This window comes from Ruminococcus sp. 1001713B170207_170306_F1 (assembly GCF_015668065.1).
Lineage (GTDB): Bacteria > Bacillota > Clostridia > Lachnospirales > Lachnospiraceae > Blautia_A > Blautia_A faecis.
Genome location: NZ_JADPEX010000048.1, coordinates 1 through 15,537 on the forward strand (window position 1 = coordinate 1; position 15,537 = coordinate 15,537).

17 protein-coding genes and 2 pseudogenes are annotated in these 15,537 nt (G+C 38.2%); 18 read left to right on the forward strand and 1 reads right to left on the reverse strand.

Annotated elements, in window-relative coordinates; translation table 11 throughout:
* The 15 genes and pseudogenes from I4V84_RS19020 to I4V84_RS20965 form a co-directional block, all read left to right on the forward strand.
* Positions 1 to 756 (forward strand): hypothetical protein (locus I4V84_RS19020; RefSeq protein WP_347709071.1); only part of this gene is annotated, 756 nt, incomplete at its 5' end.
* Between the two features lie 181 nt (positions 757 to 937).
* Complete coding sequence (locus tag I4V84_RS19025; RefSeq protein WP_002303421.1) at positions 938 to 1,468, forward strand: dihydrofolate reductase family protein; 531 nt, start codon at positions 938 to 940, stop codon at positions 1,466 to 1,468.
* Positions 1,469 to 2,013: 545 nt separating this feature from the next.
* Complete coding sequence (locus tag I4V84_RS19030; protein ID WP_002303262.1) at positions 2,014 to 2,256, forward strand: DUF3781 domain-containing protein; 243 nt, start codon at positions 2,014 to 2,016, stop codon at positions 2,254 to 2,256.
* Positions 2,253 to 2,723, forward strand: coding sequence for a GyrI-like domain-containing protein (locus I4V84_RS19035; RefSeq protein ID WP_002303261.1), 471 nt, complete (start codon positions 2,253 to 2,255; stop codon positions 2,721 to 2,723). The genes I4V84_RS19030 and I4V84_RS19035 overlap by 4 nt, the downstream gene beginning before the upstream one ends.
* A gap of 127 nt (positions 2,724 to 2,850) precedes the next feature.
* Positions 2,851 to 4,065: an XRE family transcriptional regulator gene (locus I4V84_RS19040; protein WP_002303260.1), complete on the forward strand. Its 1,215-nt coding sequence runs from the start codon at positions 2,851 to 2,853 to the stop codon at positions 4,063 to 4,065.
* A gap of 988 nt (positions 4,066 to 5,053) precedes the next feature.
* On the forward strand, positions 5,054 to 5,263 hold the full coding sequence (locus I4V84_RS19045; RefSeq protein ID WP_002303258.1) for a hypothetical protein: 210 nt from the start codon (positions 5,054 to 5,056) through the stop codon (positions 5,261 to 5,263).
* Positions 5,264 to 5,374: 111 nt separating this feature from the next.
* Positions 5,375 to 6,988 carry a recombinase family protein gene (locus tag I4V84_RS19050; RefSeq protein WP_002303255.1) on the forward strand — a complete coding sequence of 538 codons (1,614 nt, stop codon included), beginning with the start codon at positions 5,375 to 5,377 and terminating at the stop codon, positions 6,986 to 6,988.
* A 130-nt stretch (positions 6,989 to 7,118) separates the two neighbouring features.
* A complete protein-coding gene (locus tag I4V84_RS19055) occupies positions 7,119 to 7,844 on the forward strand; it encodes a DUF2007 domain-containing protein (RefSeq protein ID WP_243284153.1) in 726 nt (241 codons plus the stop codon).
* Between the two features lie 856 nt (positions 7,845 to 8,700).
* Positions 8,701 to 9,081: a DUF2116 family Zn-ribbon domain-containing protein gene (locus I4V84_RS19060; protein WP_243284154.1), complete on the forward strand. Its 381-nt coding sequence runs from the start codon at positions 8,701 to 8,703 to the stop codon at positions 9,079 to 9,081.
* 55 nt (positions 9,082 to 9,136) lie between these two features.
* The gene (locus I4V84_RS19065) at positions 9,137 to 9,502 is read left to right on the forward strand and encodes an SdpI family protein (RefSeq protein WP_226855257.1); all 366 of its coding nucleotides are present in this window, start codon (positions 9,137 to 9,139) and stop codon (positions 9,500 to 9,502) included.
* A 52-nt stretch (positions 9,503 to 9,554) separates the two neighbouring features.
* A complete protein-coding gene (locus I4V84_RS19070; RefSeq protein WP_118583292.1) occupies positions 9,555 to 9,743 on the forward strand; it encodes a hypothetical protein in 189 nt (62 codons plus the stop codon).
* Positions 9,744 to 9,892: 149 nt separating this feature from the next.
* Positions 9,893 to 10,891, forward strand: coding sequence for a helix-turn-helix transcriptional regulator (locus I4V84_RS19075; protein WP_195993164.1), 999 nt, complete (start codon positions 9,893 to 9,895; stop codon positions 10,889 to 10,891).
* Positions 10,892 to 11,319: 428 nt separating this feature from the next.
* A complete protein-coding gene (locus I4V84_RS19080) occupies positions 11,320 to 11,865 on the forward strand; it encodes a hypothetical protein (RefSeq protein ID WP_195700230.1) in 546 nt (181 codons plus the stop codon).
* Positions 11,866 to 11,942: 77 nt separating this feature from the next.
* Positions 11,943 to 12,362, forward strand: a complete 420-nt coding sequence (locus tag I4V84_RS19085) for an SseB family protein (RefSeq protein ID WP_243284155.1) — start codon at positions 11,943 to 11,945, stop codon at positions 12,360 to 12,362.
* Between the two features lie 44 nt (positions 12,363 to 12,406).
* Positions 12,407 to 12,469 (forward strand): annotated as a pseudogene (locus I4V84_RS20965) (DUF6783 domain-containing protein); the annotation flags it as partial.
* Here the strand turns inward: I4V84_RS20965 and I4V84_RS20970 are convergent.
* Positions 12,443 to 12,586 (reverse strand): annotated as a pseudogene (locus I4V84_RS20970) (DUF6783 domain-containing protein); the annotation flags it as partial. The pseudogenes I4V84_RS20965 and I4V84_RS20970 sit on opposite strands and share 27 nt — an antisense overlap.
* A 209-nt stretch (positions 12,587 to 12,795) precedes the next feature.
* Between I4V84_RS20970 and I4V84_RS19090 the strand changes: the two are divergent.
* The 3 genes from I4V84_RS19090 to I4V84_RS19100 all read left to right on the forward strand — a co-directional run bounded on the left by I4V84_RS19090 (position 12,796) and on the right by I4V84_RS19100 (position 15,240).
* The gene (locus I4V84_RS19090) at positions 12,796 to 13,773 is read left to right on the forward strand and encodes a hypothetical protein (protein WP_195993166.1); all 978 of its coding nucleotides are present in this window, start codon (positions 12,796 to 12,798) and stop codon (positions 13,771 to 13,773) included.
* A 149-nt stretch (positions 13,774 to 13,922) separates the two neighbouring features.
* A complete protein-coding gene (locus I4V84_RS19095) occupies positions 13,923 to 14,153 on the forward strand; it encodes a helix-turn-helix domain-containing protein (protein ID WP_118583284.1) in 231 nt (76 codons plus the stop codon).
* Positions 14,143 to 15,240 carry a DUF6783 domain-containing protein gene (locus I4V84_RS19100; protein WP_195993167.1) on the forward strand — a complete coding sequence of 366 codons (1,098 nt, stop codon included), beginning with the start codon at positions 14,143 to 14,145 and terminating at the stop codon, positions 15,238 to 15,240. Before I4V84_RS19095 ends, I4V84_RS19100 begins: the two co-directional genes overlap by 11 nt.
* Positions 15,241 to 15,537: the final 297 nt, after the last annotated feature.

Here is a 15,537-nt window from a genome sequence, read left to right on the forward strand (position 1 = left end):
AATTCCACTGCTTTTTTAATAAAAATAAAACTGCGCCACAGCCTTGGCAGGCCATCGCGCAGCGATTTTGTTCAATCAGAATTTGAGAGAGGATTGAATATGAATAAGGAATGGTCTGAACTTAATAAAACAATGCAGGCACAAATAAAAAAGAAAGATACTTATAAGAGGGGTATTGATACTTTACTTACTTTACGAAGTCAGTTAATACAAACCTTAGTATCTTTCAAAGAAGAATTATGCAGAGAAGATTTTAACTCAATCCCCTTCATAAACGCTGATGGTTATCATAGTAAGACGATTGCTTATTCTATTTGGCATATTTTCCGCATTGAAGATATAGTTGTGCATACAGTGATAAATGAAGATGAACAAGTATTTTTTGCAGGCAATTATCAAGAGCGTATCAATTCACCTATCATTACAACAGGAAATGAACTCATGAAACAGCAGATTGCAGACTTTTCAAAACAGCTTAATCTGGAAGAATTATATTTATATATTTTCGAAGTATGGGAAAGCACTGAGAAAATGCTTGAACGGTTATCTTATGATGAATTGAAAAGAAAAATACCGAAAGAAAGAAAAGGATACTTAGAATCGTTGAATGTAGTAAACGACAATGAAAAAGCAATTTGGCTGATTGATTATTGGTGTAATAAAGATATTTGTGGACTAATTCAAATGCCGTTTTCAAGACATTGGATTATGCACACAGAAGCCTGTTTGCGTATAAAGAACAAGATACATTCATAGGCAAAAATTTCAGTTTGTAGAACTAAGGAAATTGGAATTTAAGGAGGAATAAAGTATGGTTAGTGATTTTATAAGAGCAGCATTTCCATGGATTTTAATGGGTTTATTTGTAGCAATCAGTTGTTCCCTTATGAGTAAAAAAGAGAAATAAATTCCTGTTTGTATTTATAAAAGAGAAAAAATGAGAAAAGTAGTTTTATTTATTGCCATGAGCCTTGACGGATATATTGCGGACGGTAATGGTGGAGTAGCTTGGCTAAATGGTCATGGAAATGACAATGAAAACATCGACACTTATACAGAATTTACCAAAGATATAGATACTGTCTTAATGGGGTGGAATACTTCTCATCAGGTTGTTACTGAACTTTCTCCGCAAGAATGGGTATATAATAAATTTACAACTTATGTATTAACACATAAAGAGTGCAATTCTTCCCAACAAATTCATTTTACAAGTGAAAATCCTGTTTTATTATTGGAACGGCTAAAACAAGAAGCAGGAAAGGATATTTGGATTTGTGGCGGAGCAAATCTTGTTCAGCAGTTGGTAAGCAAAAATATGATTGATAAATATTACATTTCTGTTATTCCTACTCTGTTAGGAAATGGGGTTCGTCTTTTGGGCAACATAGACAGGGAAATAAAGTTAAGGCTTTGTAAAACACAGACTTATAACGGAATAACCGATTTGATTTATATGCGTAGATAACTAGAGAGAAACAGAAAAGCTGTTAAACCGACGGAGCGATCCGACCACGTTGGCGGGAAAATCCTTAAGATTTTTCCGCCATGCTTGCAAGGGGGCGGTTCGCTTCGGCGGTTCGGCGAGCTTGCGAGCCGTTCAAAGCCCCCGTTATCTAACAAGGGGGGCACAAAAAACAAGAAACACTATACACTAACAAGCGGAAAACGCTGTATTTATAAGGCAAAACCCCATTTTTACAGTAGTGATATAAATTGTACCTATATCACTATGAAAATTGAATAGTAAATATGAGAAAGACAGTTGATTTCAAAAAATAAGAAATTGATTGTCGTTTTCTTTTGCAGAAATTTAAGTGCAGGCAATTATGGTAGTTGTCGTAATTGCTGTCAGCTCAGTGTTTATCACTGATGGTGTGAAAGATTTACGGTTGGAGATGTTCAATAAGATTATTGGTGCTTAATTATTTTTATTGTAGTGCTGATATGAGAATGTTATAATTGGGGTATAAAACATACAAATAAATTTGCTGAAAAATGAGGTATCAAAATATGGAAAATGAATTACTGGAAAACTTAGGAAGACTTCACACAACTGAACTTGGCGTTATTAGAATTAAAAAGAACTTATCTTTGAATGTAGAAAATGTAATTGAATGGTGCAAAGAAAAAATTAGCCTTTCTAATGCGGAAATCACAAGAAAAGGAAAAAACTGGTATATAACGATTGATAATTGTATTATAACGGTAAATGCGTACAGTTATACCGTTATCACTGCTCACAAGGTAAAATGATAAATTTTTCTATAAAGGAATTAAACGCATTTGCAGTTATTGGGCAGGAAGTAGAACTGACTAATTATCAAAAAAAGAATATTCAGATTAGTACACAGTTTTGGAGAAAGTTTAACAGTAGTTTGAAAAAAGCGTATCTTTCACAATCAGGAAATTGGGTAAAATATGCTTTTATGGAAAGAAGAAATGGAAAACTTTATTATTTCTGTTCTATTCCCCAAAGAACCATTACCCCAGAGGGCTTTCTGTATAAAGAAATACCGTCTTATAAATATTTGGTTGTGGAGCATATTGGTGCTATGGATAAAATATATGAAACTTATGGCAAGATTTATGAAGAAATTATTCCTAGTACATCGTATATTCCTATAAAAGATATTATCCTACACTTTGAAAAATACGATTATCGTTTTCATTGGAATAGTGATAATTCAGTTATTGAAATTTGGATACCTATTCAAGATTAGAAGCAATTTTATATCCATACACACAAAGCAGTTAGTCTTAGGATTGACTGCTTTTTCTATACAGATTTTTAATGACAGGCAATTATCAATTATGGTAGTTGCCTTTTTTGATTGGAGGAATTGAAGAATGAATGATAAAAACTTTATTGAAGAACTAAGACAAAAGCGTGAGGAATACGGAGTAACACAAACAAGGCTTGCTGTTGCCTGTGGTATCAGCCGTGAATATTACAACCGCATTGAAAAAGGAAAACAGCCATTGAATGACGAATTAAGAGAAATCATAGAAAAACAGATTGAGCGTTTCAATCCGCAAGAACCACTATTCTTATTGATTGATTACTTTCGTGTCCGCTTTCCTACTACGGACGCATTGGCGATTATCCGTGATGTATTACAACTGAAATCTAATTACATGCTTTATGAAGATTATGGAAAATACGGATATGAAAGCAAATATGTACTTGGCGACATCAATATCATGTGTTCCATGCAGGAGCATTTAGGTGTTTTATTGGAACTGAAAGGCAAAGGCTGTCGGCAAATGGAATGTTATCTGCTGGCACAGGAACGCTCATGGTATGACTTCATGCTGGATTGTATGACGGCTGGTGGTGTGATGAAACGGCTTGATTTGGCTATCAATGATAAAGCAGGAATATTGGATATTCCAAAGTTAAAGGAAAAATACAAGGCTGGCGAATGTATGTCCTACTTCCGTATGCAGAAAGATTACAGCGGTACAGAAAAATGCGGTAGCGATTTACCAAAGAATACAGGAGAAACCTTATATCTCGGTTCAACAAGTAGCGAATTATATATGTGTGCTTATCAGAAAAATTATGAGCAGTATGTCAAGAATGGCACAGAAATTGAAGATACGGAGATTAAGAACCGTTTTGAAATACGCATGAAGAACGAACGAGCCTATTATGCGGTTGTAGATTTACTGACCTATCGGGACGCTGAACGCACCGCTTTTTCTATCATCAATCATTATGTCCGCTTTGTTGACAGAGAGGACGACAAGCCAAAAAGTCAATGGATAACAAATGATGATTGGGCATGGTTTGTAGGGGAAAACAGAGAGCCGATACGCTTAACCACAAAGCCAGAGCCTTACACTTTACAAAAAGCGTTGCATTGGCTACAAAGACAAGTCGCACCAACCATAAAAATGGTACAGGCATTAGACAGAGAAAATCGTACAACGATACTGAAAGATATGATTGAGCAGGCAGAACTAAAAGACAAGCATAAACATTTATTACAATTAGAGAAATCAACCATAGAAGAACGTATAGATACCGCTGTTCCACAAGAGAATGACGGTATTTTTTAATGTAATTGAAAAATTTCAGATTTAGTCAGCAAAGAGCTGTTTTCATTCCCTATGTGAAGTGAAAGAAGAAAAATAAATTTTTTATTAAATCTGCAACAAAATGGCTACTTGCGTACAGATATGGTGCGAGAAAAGGAAATCTAAACTTTTTTTGAAAATAGGTCATTAAATCGGGGCTTGCTGTCCCTATATGAAGTGAAAGAAGAAAAAAGTTTTGAAAAAATGACGGAAATTCGTGATTAGTGGACAGTCTTCTGTGAAAAGAGGAAAAACATCATCATTTTGTATTCAAACAGGCATTAGCAGTTGAGTGTTGATGTGAAAAGATGAAAATACTTTGTTCTCAACTTAACAATTTAAGGTTTCCGTTCCCTATATGGTGCAAAGAAAATATTTCATTCTATTGTTGGCAGTAACGGTATGGTTTGGGTAGTTAGGGTGTGAAAAGGAAAATATTCTTTTTTCATCATCAACTTAGCAAAATGACATTTTCTATCCCTATATGGTGCATGAAAAGAAGTTAAAATTTTTCCATTTAAACTTAGCAAATGGACGTTTGCTGTACAGATAGTAGTGAAAAAGGAGAAAATCAACCGTTGATTGCCAAAATGAACCGTTCCATTTGTACTAATAATGGAAAAAGTTTTGGATTTTGGTTACGTTTCTCCTCTTTTCCAACGCGATATATAGGAAAGACGATTTTTTTCTTTCAATCGTTCTTTGACAACTGAATAAAGCTATTCAATACGTTTGACAGACAGCTAGCCGTTGAAACAAATACGCCACGACCTTTCCCCTGCAAGAGCGAGCGAAAACCTATTTGTGTTCTTGTAAAAGATTTGTCCTCTTTTATCGCCATGACCTGTACTGTCAGATAATGATACTCCCGTACAGCCACAGCTTGAGCATTAAGAGCGTCGCACGCAATGGGTACGGCTACATAAGAACTATGCAGAGGTGGAACTCCTGTGGGCTATGACAAAAGCCGTTGAATTGCTTAGAAAGATTTTACAGAAAGGGGGTATGTGTTATTGATAATGCTGTAAAAACAATTCAAAAGAAAAATGGCAAGTGTGGCATTGGCAACAGAGGAAAGACAAAGATTGTAGTAAAAGAGCATTTTTCCGAAAAGGGCAAAACAATGGAAGAACTTCTAACTGATGTCATGCTGGAAAAAGCAAAGCAGACAATCGCATAAAATCGGTGCAGTTGTAAGAAATAGATTGAATGACAAAAAGTACCCGTGTTATACTTTACTTGCAAGCAGGTATTGTAAACACGGGTTAGTTATAAAGGAGGATAACTGACAATGAAACAACAGATTTACAATACTGCACTTTATCTTAGGTTAAGCCGAGATGATGAATTACAGGGCGAAAGTTCCAGCATTACCACACAGAGAAGTATGTTGCGTTTATATGCAAAAGAACATCATTTGAATGTCATTGATGAATATATTGATGACGGCTGGTCGGGAACAAATTTTGACAGACCGAGTTTTCAAAGAATGATTGAGGATATAGAGGCAGGAAAAATCAACTGTGTTGTAACGAAAGACCTTTCCCGTCTTGGCAGAAATTATATTATGACAGGACAATATACAGAATTGTATTTCCCTAGTCATAATGTCCGCTACATAGCGATTGATGACGGTGTAGACAGCGAAAAAGGCGAAAGTGAGATTGCACCATTTAAGAACATCATCAATGAATGGGTGGCAAGAGATACAAGCCGTAAAGTCAAATCAGCATTTAAGACAAAGTTTGCGGAGGGGGCTCATTACGGTGCTTATGCTCCGTTAGGATATAAGAAACACCCTGACATCAAAGGAAAACTGTTGGTTGATGATGAAACAAAATGGATTATTGAAAAAATCTTTTCCCTAGCCTATCAAGGTTACGGAAGTGCAAAAATCACAAAGCAGTTAAGAGCAGAAAAAGTTCCGACAGCGTCATGGCTAAATTTTACAAGATACGGTACTTTTGCACATATCTTTGAGGGAAAACCCGAAAGTAAGCGTTATGAGTGGACGATTGCTCATGTCAAGGCGATATTGAAAAGTGAGGTTTATATCGGAAACAGTGTTCACAATATGCAGTCTACGGTATCGTTCAAGAGCAAAAAGAAAGTGCGTAAGCCCGAAAGTGAATGGTTTCGAGTAGAAAACACTCACGAGCCGATTATTGACAAGGAAGTGTTCTATCGTGTGCAGGAGCAGATAAAATCAAGACGCAGACAGACAAAGGAAAAGGCAACGCCGATTTTTGCAGGGCTTGTCAAGTGTGCGGATTGTGGTTGGTCTATGAGATTTGGAACGAATAAGACAAATAAAACGCCTTACAGTTATTATGCTTGCAGTTACTACGGGCAGTTTGGCAAAGGTAATTGTTCTATGCACTACATTCGTTATGATGTGCTGTATCAAGCCGTATTGGAACGCTTGCAGTATTGGGCTAAGGCAGTACAGCAGGACGAAGAAAAGGTATTGAACAAGATACAGAAAGCTGGCAATGCAGAGAGAATACGGGAAAAGAAGAAAAAGGCAAGTACATTGAAGAAAGCCGAGAACAGACAAAATGAGATTGACCGTTTATTTGCGAAAATGTATGAAGATAGAGCCTGTGAGAAGATAACAGAGCGAAATTTTGTGATGTTGTCCAGCAAGTACCAAAAAGAACAGATAGAACTGGAACAGCAGATAACAAGCCTAAGAGAAGAACTAAGTAAAATGGAACAGGATATGATAGGTGCTGAAAAGTGGATTGAGTTAATCAAGGAATATTCCGTACCAAAGGAACTGACAGCACCATTATTAAATGCCATGATAGAAAAAATCCTCATACATGAAGCAACAACGAATGAGGATAACGAAAGAATACAGGAAATTGAGATATATTACCGATTTATTGGAAGAGTTGAGTAATCAACAAGAGTAATATTTTTAACTAAGGGAAACCGGAATAAATATGCCAGATCTCAGTATACTTGTTCAACTTGCTGAATATTACGATGTTGAGATGAGAGAGCTCCTGGATGGAGAAAGGAGCCAGACTATGAATAAAGAGATGAAAGAAACACTGGACAAAGTTGTGGTGTATGAAGGATGGGTGAAACAAAAAGCATTAAAGGCTGGAAATCTTGCATTTGCATCAATGTTTGTGATTAGCGTGTTAGCGATTATTATTCAGATGTTATTAACTGTGGATATTCGCTTGGTTTTAGGAGAGACAGCAACTGCTTTGGTAGGAGGAATCCTGTACGCCTCTATTATGGTGTATAATGGAATATGGGATAAATGTTTGCCAAAAAGTGCTACTATATGGCGAGATTTTCTCACCAGTGTGATATGTACAGGAATTTTTACAGTCATCTATGGCATATGTTTATTTAGAATGGGAGCTACAGAAACACAGGTAACACAATTAGCATTGGGATTTCTGATTGGTATTACTATTGTGGCATTTATTGTTCTTAGGCTCTTGGCATTTATTAATCGAAAAAGAAACCAGAATTCGTCAAATATTCAGGAGAAAAAGGAAACTTCCATATCTAAGGCAGAATGGACAAAAATTTATAATGCACAGAATATAGTAGAGACAGAACAACTTGTAGAAATGTTAAAGCAAAATGGAATAGCAGCTTTTTCGCAGGAAGCAGGTGCGAATGTTGCAATGCATGGGGCACCAGGATTTGGAATATATGGTGTGGATATATTCGTGAAAACCGATGATGCAGAGAAGGCAGTACAGTTGATCAAGGAGATTAATAACCAAGAATGAAGAAATTTTTTGACATTTTCACACATGCGTGCTAATATGATTATAGAAAAAGAGTGCTACCGATAGACGGTTAGTCCACATACTTAATTGATTAAAAATAACCGTTCAGTTTGCGAGGCTGGGGCGGTTATTTTTGTGTCTTGTTATTATCTTTGCCGAATGTGTATCCGGCACAAAAGCAGGTGATGCCGAAGCTCACGACTGCAATAAAGTCCACAATACTCATTGGCTTAGCCCTCCTTTCCAGTGGATTCTCTTTCGAGTTTCTATGTAATCAGAGGGTCACAGTCCCTCTGCTGAAGGACTAACCGCCTACCGTTATGATAGCACCCATGTTTCGATTATAACAGTCAAGGTGGGAATCTGCAACCGGAAAGTTGACAGCTCATGAAAATCTGGCTGTGATACCGTTTTGATACTAAAAAATGAAGAGAACAGAAATATAGCGTAGAAATCCTATAACACAGGACAATAAAGACACGAAAATCACAGAAAATAATGAGATTTTAAGAACCTCACAAACGTGAAGGTGGACGTACTGTTGGATCAGGACGTGTTGCTACAGTTATCGAGTAATCACTGACTACAGATAATTATATAAATTTGGTATCGTAAGATACCGTGTGTCCAAACGTAAGATACCCCGGAACCGTAAGGTTTCCGGGGTTTTTCTGTATTCTAAGAAAAGAATTGTTCGTAAATTTATCAGATTAGAAATAGCGAAACATTTATCAGTAAGATGAAATACGGATAGATTTAAAATTGAAAAAAAGATCGCTTTTTCTGTTTTGTGTATATTGAAATAGTATTTTAAAATAAATTATGGTAGAATAAAGTAAAGACAAATCGAGAGCTTTTGGATAAAATTTTGCAAATTATCGAGGAAGTTGCTATGAAAAAATGTAGATATTGTGGCAAAGAATTAGATAGTAATTTGGAATTTTGTAGCAGTGAGTGCGAAAACAGCTATAGAAAGATAATTGAAAAAGATAGACATAAAATTAAGTATTTTATTTCGGGCATTATTTTAGGGTTTTTAGCTATGTTTTATGGTGTTGTGTCAAGCCGCAACTGCATGATTGGAAGTGGAATTATAGTAATGGGGGTCACTGTTGTTTTGCTTCCATTTACTACTCCAGAAACAACTGCTTTATTTGGAAATAAAAAGGCGAGATTTATCGGAAGAATATTAGGTATGATACTTATAGCGGTTGGAATATGGATAGGGTTTATTTGATGACAGCTTCAGTTTTGGGAGCAAGTTAATCAGAAGTTGAGAGGAGGTCTCTGTAATGTTTATATTTTTATCCGTGTGTTCACTTTTAGTACCGTTATCTATGATTATATTGGGATATATGTGGAAAGGTAAGCCTCCTAAAGATCGGCAGGGGAGTTCGGGATATCGAACTACTATGTCAAGGATGAATGATGAAACATGGAGATATGCACACAGGTGTTGGGGCTGGATAAACTTTGTTTTAGGAATCATCCTGGTGATACTATCGATTTTTATTTTGATTTTAACGAAAGATGATACAAACTTTGAAATGATTTCTGTTTATTTGGTGTTTTTACAATTAGGAATTATGGTGCTTACAATTATTCCGACAGAATTTTTGCTGCATAAACATTTTACAAAGCAAGGAATGAAAAAATAGCTAACTTCCGATTGGCGGAAAAGAAATCGGTATTTGGAGGAGTTTCTTATTTATGAAAAAAGGAATAAACAAACCAATCTTATTTTATATTGCATCAGTTCTGTTTTTCATAGCGTCAGCTATTGGCTTTACGAGTGGAAATGAAAATTCTATGGCTATAGTATGGTTATGTCTTGGTTCCTCATTTCTTTGCCTAGGTTCGACGCATAAGAAAAAGGAAAACAATACAGATGATAAATAATTTCATGCTTGTATTGCTGGAAAATCGGGATTCATCGAGTCCTTTTGTGATTTGCAACTGCTGGTTGACAGATTTACAGCCTGAAATGGTGGAATGCAAACAGCAAAACTGCTATATTTAGCTCATAAAATCTGCAAAAGGAGGAAAAAATGATTTTAGCTGATAAGATTACAGAGGAAAGAAAAAAGAATGGATGGTCACAGGAAGAACTAGCTAATCAGTTGGGTGTATCCAGACAGGCAGTATCTAAGTGGGAAAGTGCAGGAGCTGTTCCAGATTTGCAAAGAATTTTACAGATGTCGGAGCTTTTTGGTGTTAGTACAGATTACCTATTAAAAGATGAAATGAAAGCAGAAAATATCACCTATCACGAAAGTACTGAAAGCTATGCAGAACCGTTGAAAAAAGTAACTATGGAGAATGCAAATGAATTTCTTGACATGAAAAGAAATGGATCCAAAGTAGTGGCAAACGCAACAAGTATGTGTATCTCAAGTCCAATATTATTGATTGTTCTTGTGACAATGGCAGAAGATGGCGTATTTCATGTTTCAGAATCTCTGGCAACAGCATTTGGATGTGTTTTTTTGCTTGGAATGGTTGCGGCAGCCGTCTTTTTGTTTATTACATATGGAATGCGTGAATCTCATATGGAACATTTTGAAAAAGAATGCTTTGAAACAGAGTATGGTGTATCTGGAATGGTACGAGAAAAAAAAGATTCCTATGAACCAATTTTTATCAGAGGAACAGCTGTTGGGGTAATGCTTTGTATACTGGCAGTGATTCCGACAATTATTGCCGGATCCATGGAAGCGTCTGACTATTACTGTGGTCTTTCCGTTGGATTACTGCTATTCATACTTGCAATAGGAGTGAATCTGTTGGTTCGTGTTGGGATGGTAAAAAGCAGTTACGATACCCTTCTTCAGGAAGGCGAATATACAAAAGAAGAAAAATTGTTTAAGAAAAAGACGGACACGTTTTCTGGTGTATATTGGTGCTTGACTACAGCGATTTACCTTGCATGGAGCTTCTGGACGATGAGCTGGGATATTACATGGATTGTATGGCCGGTTGCAGGTGTTTTGTTTGCAGCATTGCTTGGTGTGGTGAAAATGGTGTTAAAGAATGGCAGTGAAACTTAGCACTATATTTAAGATGGAATTAAGTTTATTTTCCGCATATTATACTCATCCAGAAATTCCAGTTCGCGTTGGTGGCTATTTCTAATAGAAAAAGAACTTTTTGACATTTACACAGCTGCGTGATAATATGATTATAGAAAAAGAGTGCTACCGATAGACGGTTAGTCCGATATATGATGTGACAAAAATTGCCGCCTAGTTTACCAGACCGGGGTGGCTATTTTTGTGGCTTATTATTATCCTTGCCAAAGATATATCCAAGACCAAAGCAGGTTAAGCTGAAGCAGTAATGCTATTTCAGGAAATTCAGGCGGTTACCATATGATATGGATTGCGGGAATGTATTGTATGGAATGCTCCGTGGATATTATAGTTGGGAACTTTTGCCCCTAACATTATAAAAATCGATTATGGAGGTAAATATCAAGATGAAACTTGATGAATTTACAGGAATGATGACAGGACATTTTGATAACAAGGAGCAGTTTGATAAGATGCAGGCGGAAGGGAAAACATATCCATATGCCGAGCATGTAAATACAATCTGCAATGACAAAATAAAAAATCTTCCGGAGGATTTCAATGGCAGATTTGTTGTTGAAGAAAGCTACTATGAAACGAATGGAAAACGTCATGCATCACCACATCTTTTTCTTATTACAGAAACAGAACAGGGAATTTTACTTTCCTCTTATGAAATTCCAGAAGGAGAAGATAAGAAGATATTTTCATACGCATCCATGAAGAAGGTTGATTACGCGGAACTGAAAAAATCCGAAAAATTCACTCCTGCACTTTACCATGAAAAGGACGGAATCTGGGAAGGTGGCAGTATAAGCCAGTTCTCGCCGGTAATGATATTTAAACTTTGGGAAAAGTTTTCCGATCGTTGTCTGGAAGTATCTGAAAGTATGGAAGTTAACGGGAAGAGAACTTTTGGATATGATGAACCAATCATTTATAAAAGGGTATAATCAAAGAGCGGCAGATTACAGAAAGCCTTTTTCAAACACGCTCTAATACAGAAATTAGCTCAATGGAGAGTAATGATATGGATAAAACAGATGAAGGTTTACTTGGAAATGAGAAAATCGAGGATGCAATCGCGGCACTTCAGCAGCAGCCAACGCAAGAATTGCTGGCTCATGCACTGACCGTGGTACGAAGACGCATGCGTGAAAACGGTCAGGTAATCATCGCCGTAGAGCCAAACGGGGCAGCTGGTCAGATGAAATTACAGGCAGTAAAAACCTCCGACGGAAAGAACTGGTGGGCGGTTTTTACCAGCTTCGACGAAGAATTGAAAGGCGGCAAAAGTGTTATGTCAACCTTTATGACAGACATTGGAAAATTACTTGAGGCAGCGCTGTCCGAGGAAGAAATCAGCGGCGTGATCATCAATCCCTGGAACAGGACATTGATGCTGGACAAGACATTGATTCGGATCGTGCTTGGAGATGTGATACAGTAAGTTACTGAAAAAGAGAAGAGGAACTGCACGCCCCACTTTGCGGTATATTTCACCCGAATTCGGTTGCCGTAGCCCGCTACGACGCCCTCACCCGGGCGAAATCTCCCACAAATTGTGACGCACATCTTGCAGAAAGCCTTTTTCAAACACGCTCTAGAGTGTGTACAGAATAGGTTTGTGTGAAAAATGCCAGGTAAGAAAATAAAAACGTTTCTTCTGTCCATTGGATAGAGCAGAGCGTGAAAATTCTGCCTGGCAATTTTTTTATTATTAAAATTATTGACAAACGATAATTTTAAGCTATAATTAAATTATAAATTATCGTTTTCCAATAATTCTTATAAACCAGTTAGAGAAATCTATAGTAAAGGATTAAATAGTTTAATCCAGCACGATAGCGGATTTTCTCGATATCGGCAAAAGGAGGTTCCCCATGAAAGAAAGACATTTATTTACCCTCTTATCTGTGGAAGCGGCCGCCTGCGTCCTGTTCTGTATTTTACAGCGCAGCTTATCCGGCCTGTTTTCCACCTTGATCGCATTCCCTTTTGAGCAGATCGGAGCTGGCCTGCGGGTTCTGTCGCTGTCTGGGGCTGTAGGAAATGTGGTCGCAATCATCTTATACATGCTGTTGGGAATTATCCCTGCTGGAATTTGGGGATTCCTGCACTGGCGCAAGAAATCAGAACCCCTGGATTTCATGCTTCTGGTTATCAGCGCTCTTCTTTTCGTAACCCTATACTACATGATCAATCCTGGACTTTTGTCCATCGGAGTACCAGGCACCGGGAAATGGTCCCTGGGAAGTACCTTCTATTCCGTCCTTCTGGGTTACCTGCTTATCCGCATTTTGCTTTATTATAAGAATGCAGGAACGGAGAAACTGCAAAAGGGACTTTGGTTCCTTCTTGGCACTGTGAGCGTGGTATTGGTGTACGGCATCTTTGGACAGGAGCTGGGAGGGCTGCTTCAGAATCTGGAAACGGTACAGAAGGGAAATACAGGCATAGAGCTAAGCGATGGATTTTTTACTTTTTCCAACCTTACCCCCACCTATGTTTTTCTGTTCCTCCACTTTGCAGTCCGTATTCTGCCTTATGTACTGGATATTATAGTTGTTTTCCTGGCGAGAAGGCTTCTGGCTGCAATGAAGGAAAACCTGTATCAGGAAGAGAGTGTAAAACTGGCGGAAAAACTTTCCCACTTTTGCGTGTGGACCTTAGCATCCACTATTGGGCTGGGTGCGGTATTTAACCTACTACAATTGTTTTTCCAGAGTAGCCTTTATCAGCTTGAGTATGTGGTGGCGGTCCCGGTATTTTCCCTGGCCTTTGTGCTGGCAGTGCTGTTGTTTGCAAAGTATATAAGGGAAATGCAGAGACTGAAAGAGGATAATGACCTGTTTATTTAAGCGTATGGAGATATATAAATGATAGCCGGACTGCAAGTGTCTTGATTCGTTATATAGGAAGAAGCAAGGGTATTCAGGTAACGACTCTTAATTTAATATCGTTGACTATTTAATATGGAGCAATTTGCAATAATGAAAGGAAATGATTTATGGCAATAAAAGTATGCCTTGAAGACGTATTGAAAGAGCGGGGAATGACGTCCAAGGAATTGTGCAGCCTGGTAAACATCACAGAAGCCAACCTGTCCGTCCTCAGAAGCGGAAAGGCCAAGGGCGTGCGGTTCCACACCATTAACCGGATCTGTTATTTCCTGCAATGCGATGTTGGCGATATCTTAAAATTTGATGGAAATCTGGAGGAGGACGAAAATGAAGATTAGGAAATCAAAATATCACCAAAAATCGGTTAAGGTGGTCCATTGCGGTGCTCTCATCTGGAGAAAATTTTCCACAAATTGTGATGCACATCTTGCAGAAAGATTTTTGAAGGGACGGGAGAACAATCATCTGTTAAAAAGTTTGTTCAAATTATCGGTTATTTTCATGGCCTTTACAGCCAGCGGCTGTACTCTTGCAGTCCCAGAAGCCGGCACAGATGGAAACGGTGACCGCCTGATCGGCGCCTTTATCACCTCCGAATATCTGGACCTATATGATATGGAAGGCTATCTGAACGACCATGCCGCCTCCCTTATGAACAACAGCAGTATCACCATAGGAAATGACAGCCGTTATGAGGGGAAACTTGTGGCAACTGTGGATAAAGAAGGTGCCCAGTCTTCTTCTGAGTGGAAAATTTCCTTTGGAGACATAAAAGGAGAATACATTTTAATGCCAGTGACCGAAGATGAGGATGGAAATACATCTGTAGGAAATCTTTGCTCCGACGGAGTAGGAGATCCGTATTTGAACTACAACGTTACCGATGATGGAGAAACACAGGAAATCAGCGCCACTGTTTACCAGGTCTCTGGCAAGTCAGAACACACCCAGTATGTAAATCCGGTTTTCCAGAAAGAAAACGGGGAAATTTATGCCATGGCTGGAAACGGCTATTCCAACGGTGTGGGAGGCTCAGAAGGAAACACTATGGCAGCTACCCTTTCCGGTGAAACTACTACAGTGGAAAATGGAAAGACTAAGACAGAAGGCTGTAAAGTGACGGTTCAGTTTGCCACTATGTACAAGCCAGTGCGGACCATCATTTATCAGATGAATGAGGCGAATCAGATATTGAAACAGACTGCCTATAAGCCATCTGAGGTGCCGGATAGCTTGAGGGTAGAAGCAGACACTGCCTATATTCTGGCGGAAATCAGAAAGGAAGATACTTCAGGCAAAATGGTGACAACCAGGACAATCCTGAATTTGAATTCGTCAGAGGATGAGGAAACGCAGTACCTGGAGACTTGGTATCCCCTGGATAATGGGCTGATTAGCAAAAAAGATGTAGAGATTGAATATTGAATAAAAATGCCAGGAAAATTAACCTGGCATTTTTTGCGCAATATGAACTTTCATTGCTATTTAATGTGTTGGTCGTTATTCCGGACGCGATTTCACAATGTATATTCACCGCCGCGCGTCGCAACGTTCCAGCAAGCTAATGACTAACTACGACTAAGACGCTCAGGAAAGCCTTCGCGCCTAAGTCTCCGTAAGTCATGGATCTCGCCTCCACTAAAACCGCTCCTGAAATGCGCGGCTTGCGAATATACATTGCAAAATCGCTGGTTACTGGAAAGGGAAGAAAGAAACAGTAAC

What these genes read in the sequence shown, in the direction of transcription:
- I4V84_RS19025 (WP_002303421.1), top strand. Translation starts at nt 938, where the DNA reads ATGAGAAAAGTAGTTTTATTTATTGCCATGAGCCTTGACGGATATATT.
- I4V84_RS19030 (WP_002303262.1), top strand. Translation starts at nt 2,014, where the DNA reads ATGGAAAATGAATTACTGGAAAACTTAGGAAGACTTCACACAACTGAA.
- I4V84_RS19035 (WP_002303261.1), top strand. Translation starts at nt 2,253, where the DNA reads ATGATAAATTTTTCTATAAAGGAATTAAACGCATTTGCAGTTATTGGG.
- I4V84_RS19040 (WP_002303260.1), top strand. Translation starts at nt 2,851, where the DNA reads ATGAATGATAAAAACTTTATTGAAGAACTAAGACAAAAGCGTGAGGAA.
- I4V84_RS19050 (WP_002303255.1), top strand. Translation starts at nt 5,375, where the DNA reads ATGAAACAACAGATTTACAATACTGCACTTTATCTTAGGTTAAGCCGA.
- I4V84_RS19055 (WP_243284153.1), top strand. Translation starts at nt 7,119, where the DNA reads ATGAATAAAGAGATGAAAGAAACACTGGACAAAGTTGTGGTGTATGAA.
- I4V84_RS19065 (WP_226855257.1), top strand. Translation starts at nt 9,137, where the DNA reads ATGTTTATATTTTTATCCGTGTGTTCACTTTTAGTACCGTTATCTATG.
- I4V84_RS19070 (WP_118583292.1), top strand. Translation starts at nt 9,555, where the DNA reads ATGAAAAAAGGAATAAACAAACCAATCTTATTTTATATTGCATCAGTT.
- I4V84_RS19075 (WP_195993164.1), top strand. Translation starts at nt 9,893, where the DNA reads ATGATTTTAGCTGATAAGATTACAGAGGAAAGAAAAAAGAATGGATGG.
- I4V84_RS19080 (WP_195700230.1), top strand. Translation starts at nt 11,320, where the DNA reads ATGAAACTTGATGAATTTACAGGAATGATGACAGGACATTTTGATAAC.
- I4V84_RS19085 (WP_243284155.1), top strand. Translation starts at nt 11,943, where the DNA reads ATGGATAAAACAGATGAAGGTTTACTTGGAAATGAGAAAATCGAGGAT.
- I4V84_RS19090 (WP_195993166.1), top strand. Translation starts at nt 12,796, where the DNA reads ATGAAAGAAAGACATTTATTTACCCTCTTATCTGTGGAAGCGGCCGCC.
- I4V84_RS19095 (WP_118583284.1), top strand. Translation starts at nt 13,923, where the DNA reads ATGGCAATAAAAGTATGCCTTGAAGACGTATTGAAAGAGCGGGGAATG.
- I4V84_RS19100 (WP_195993167.1), top strand. Translation starts at nt 14,143, where the DNA reads ATGAAGATTAGGAAATCAAAATATCACCAAAAATCGGTTAAGGTGGTC.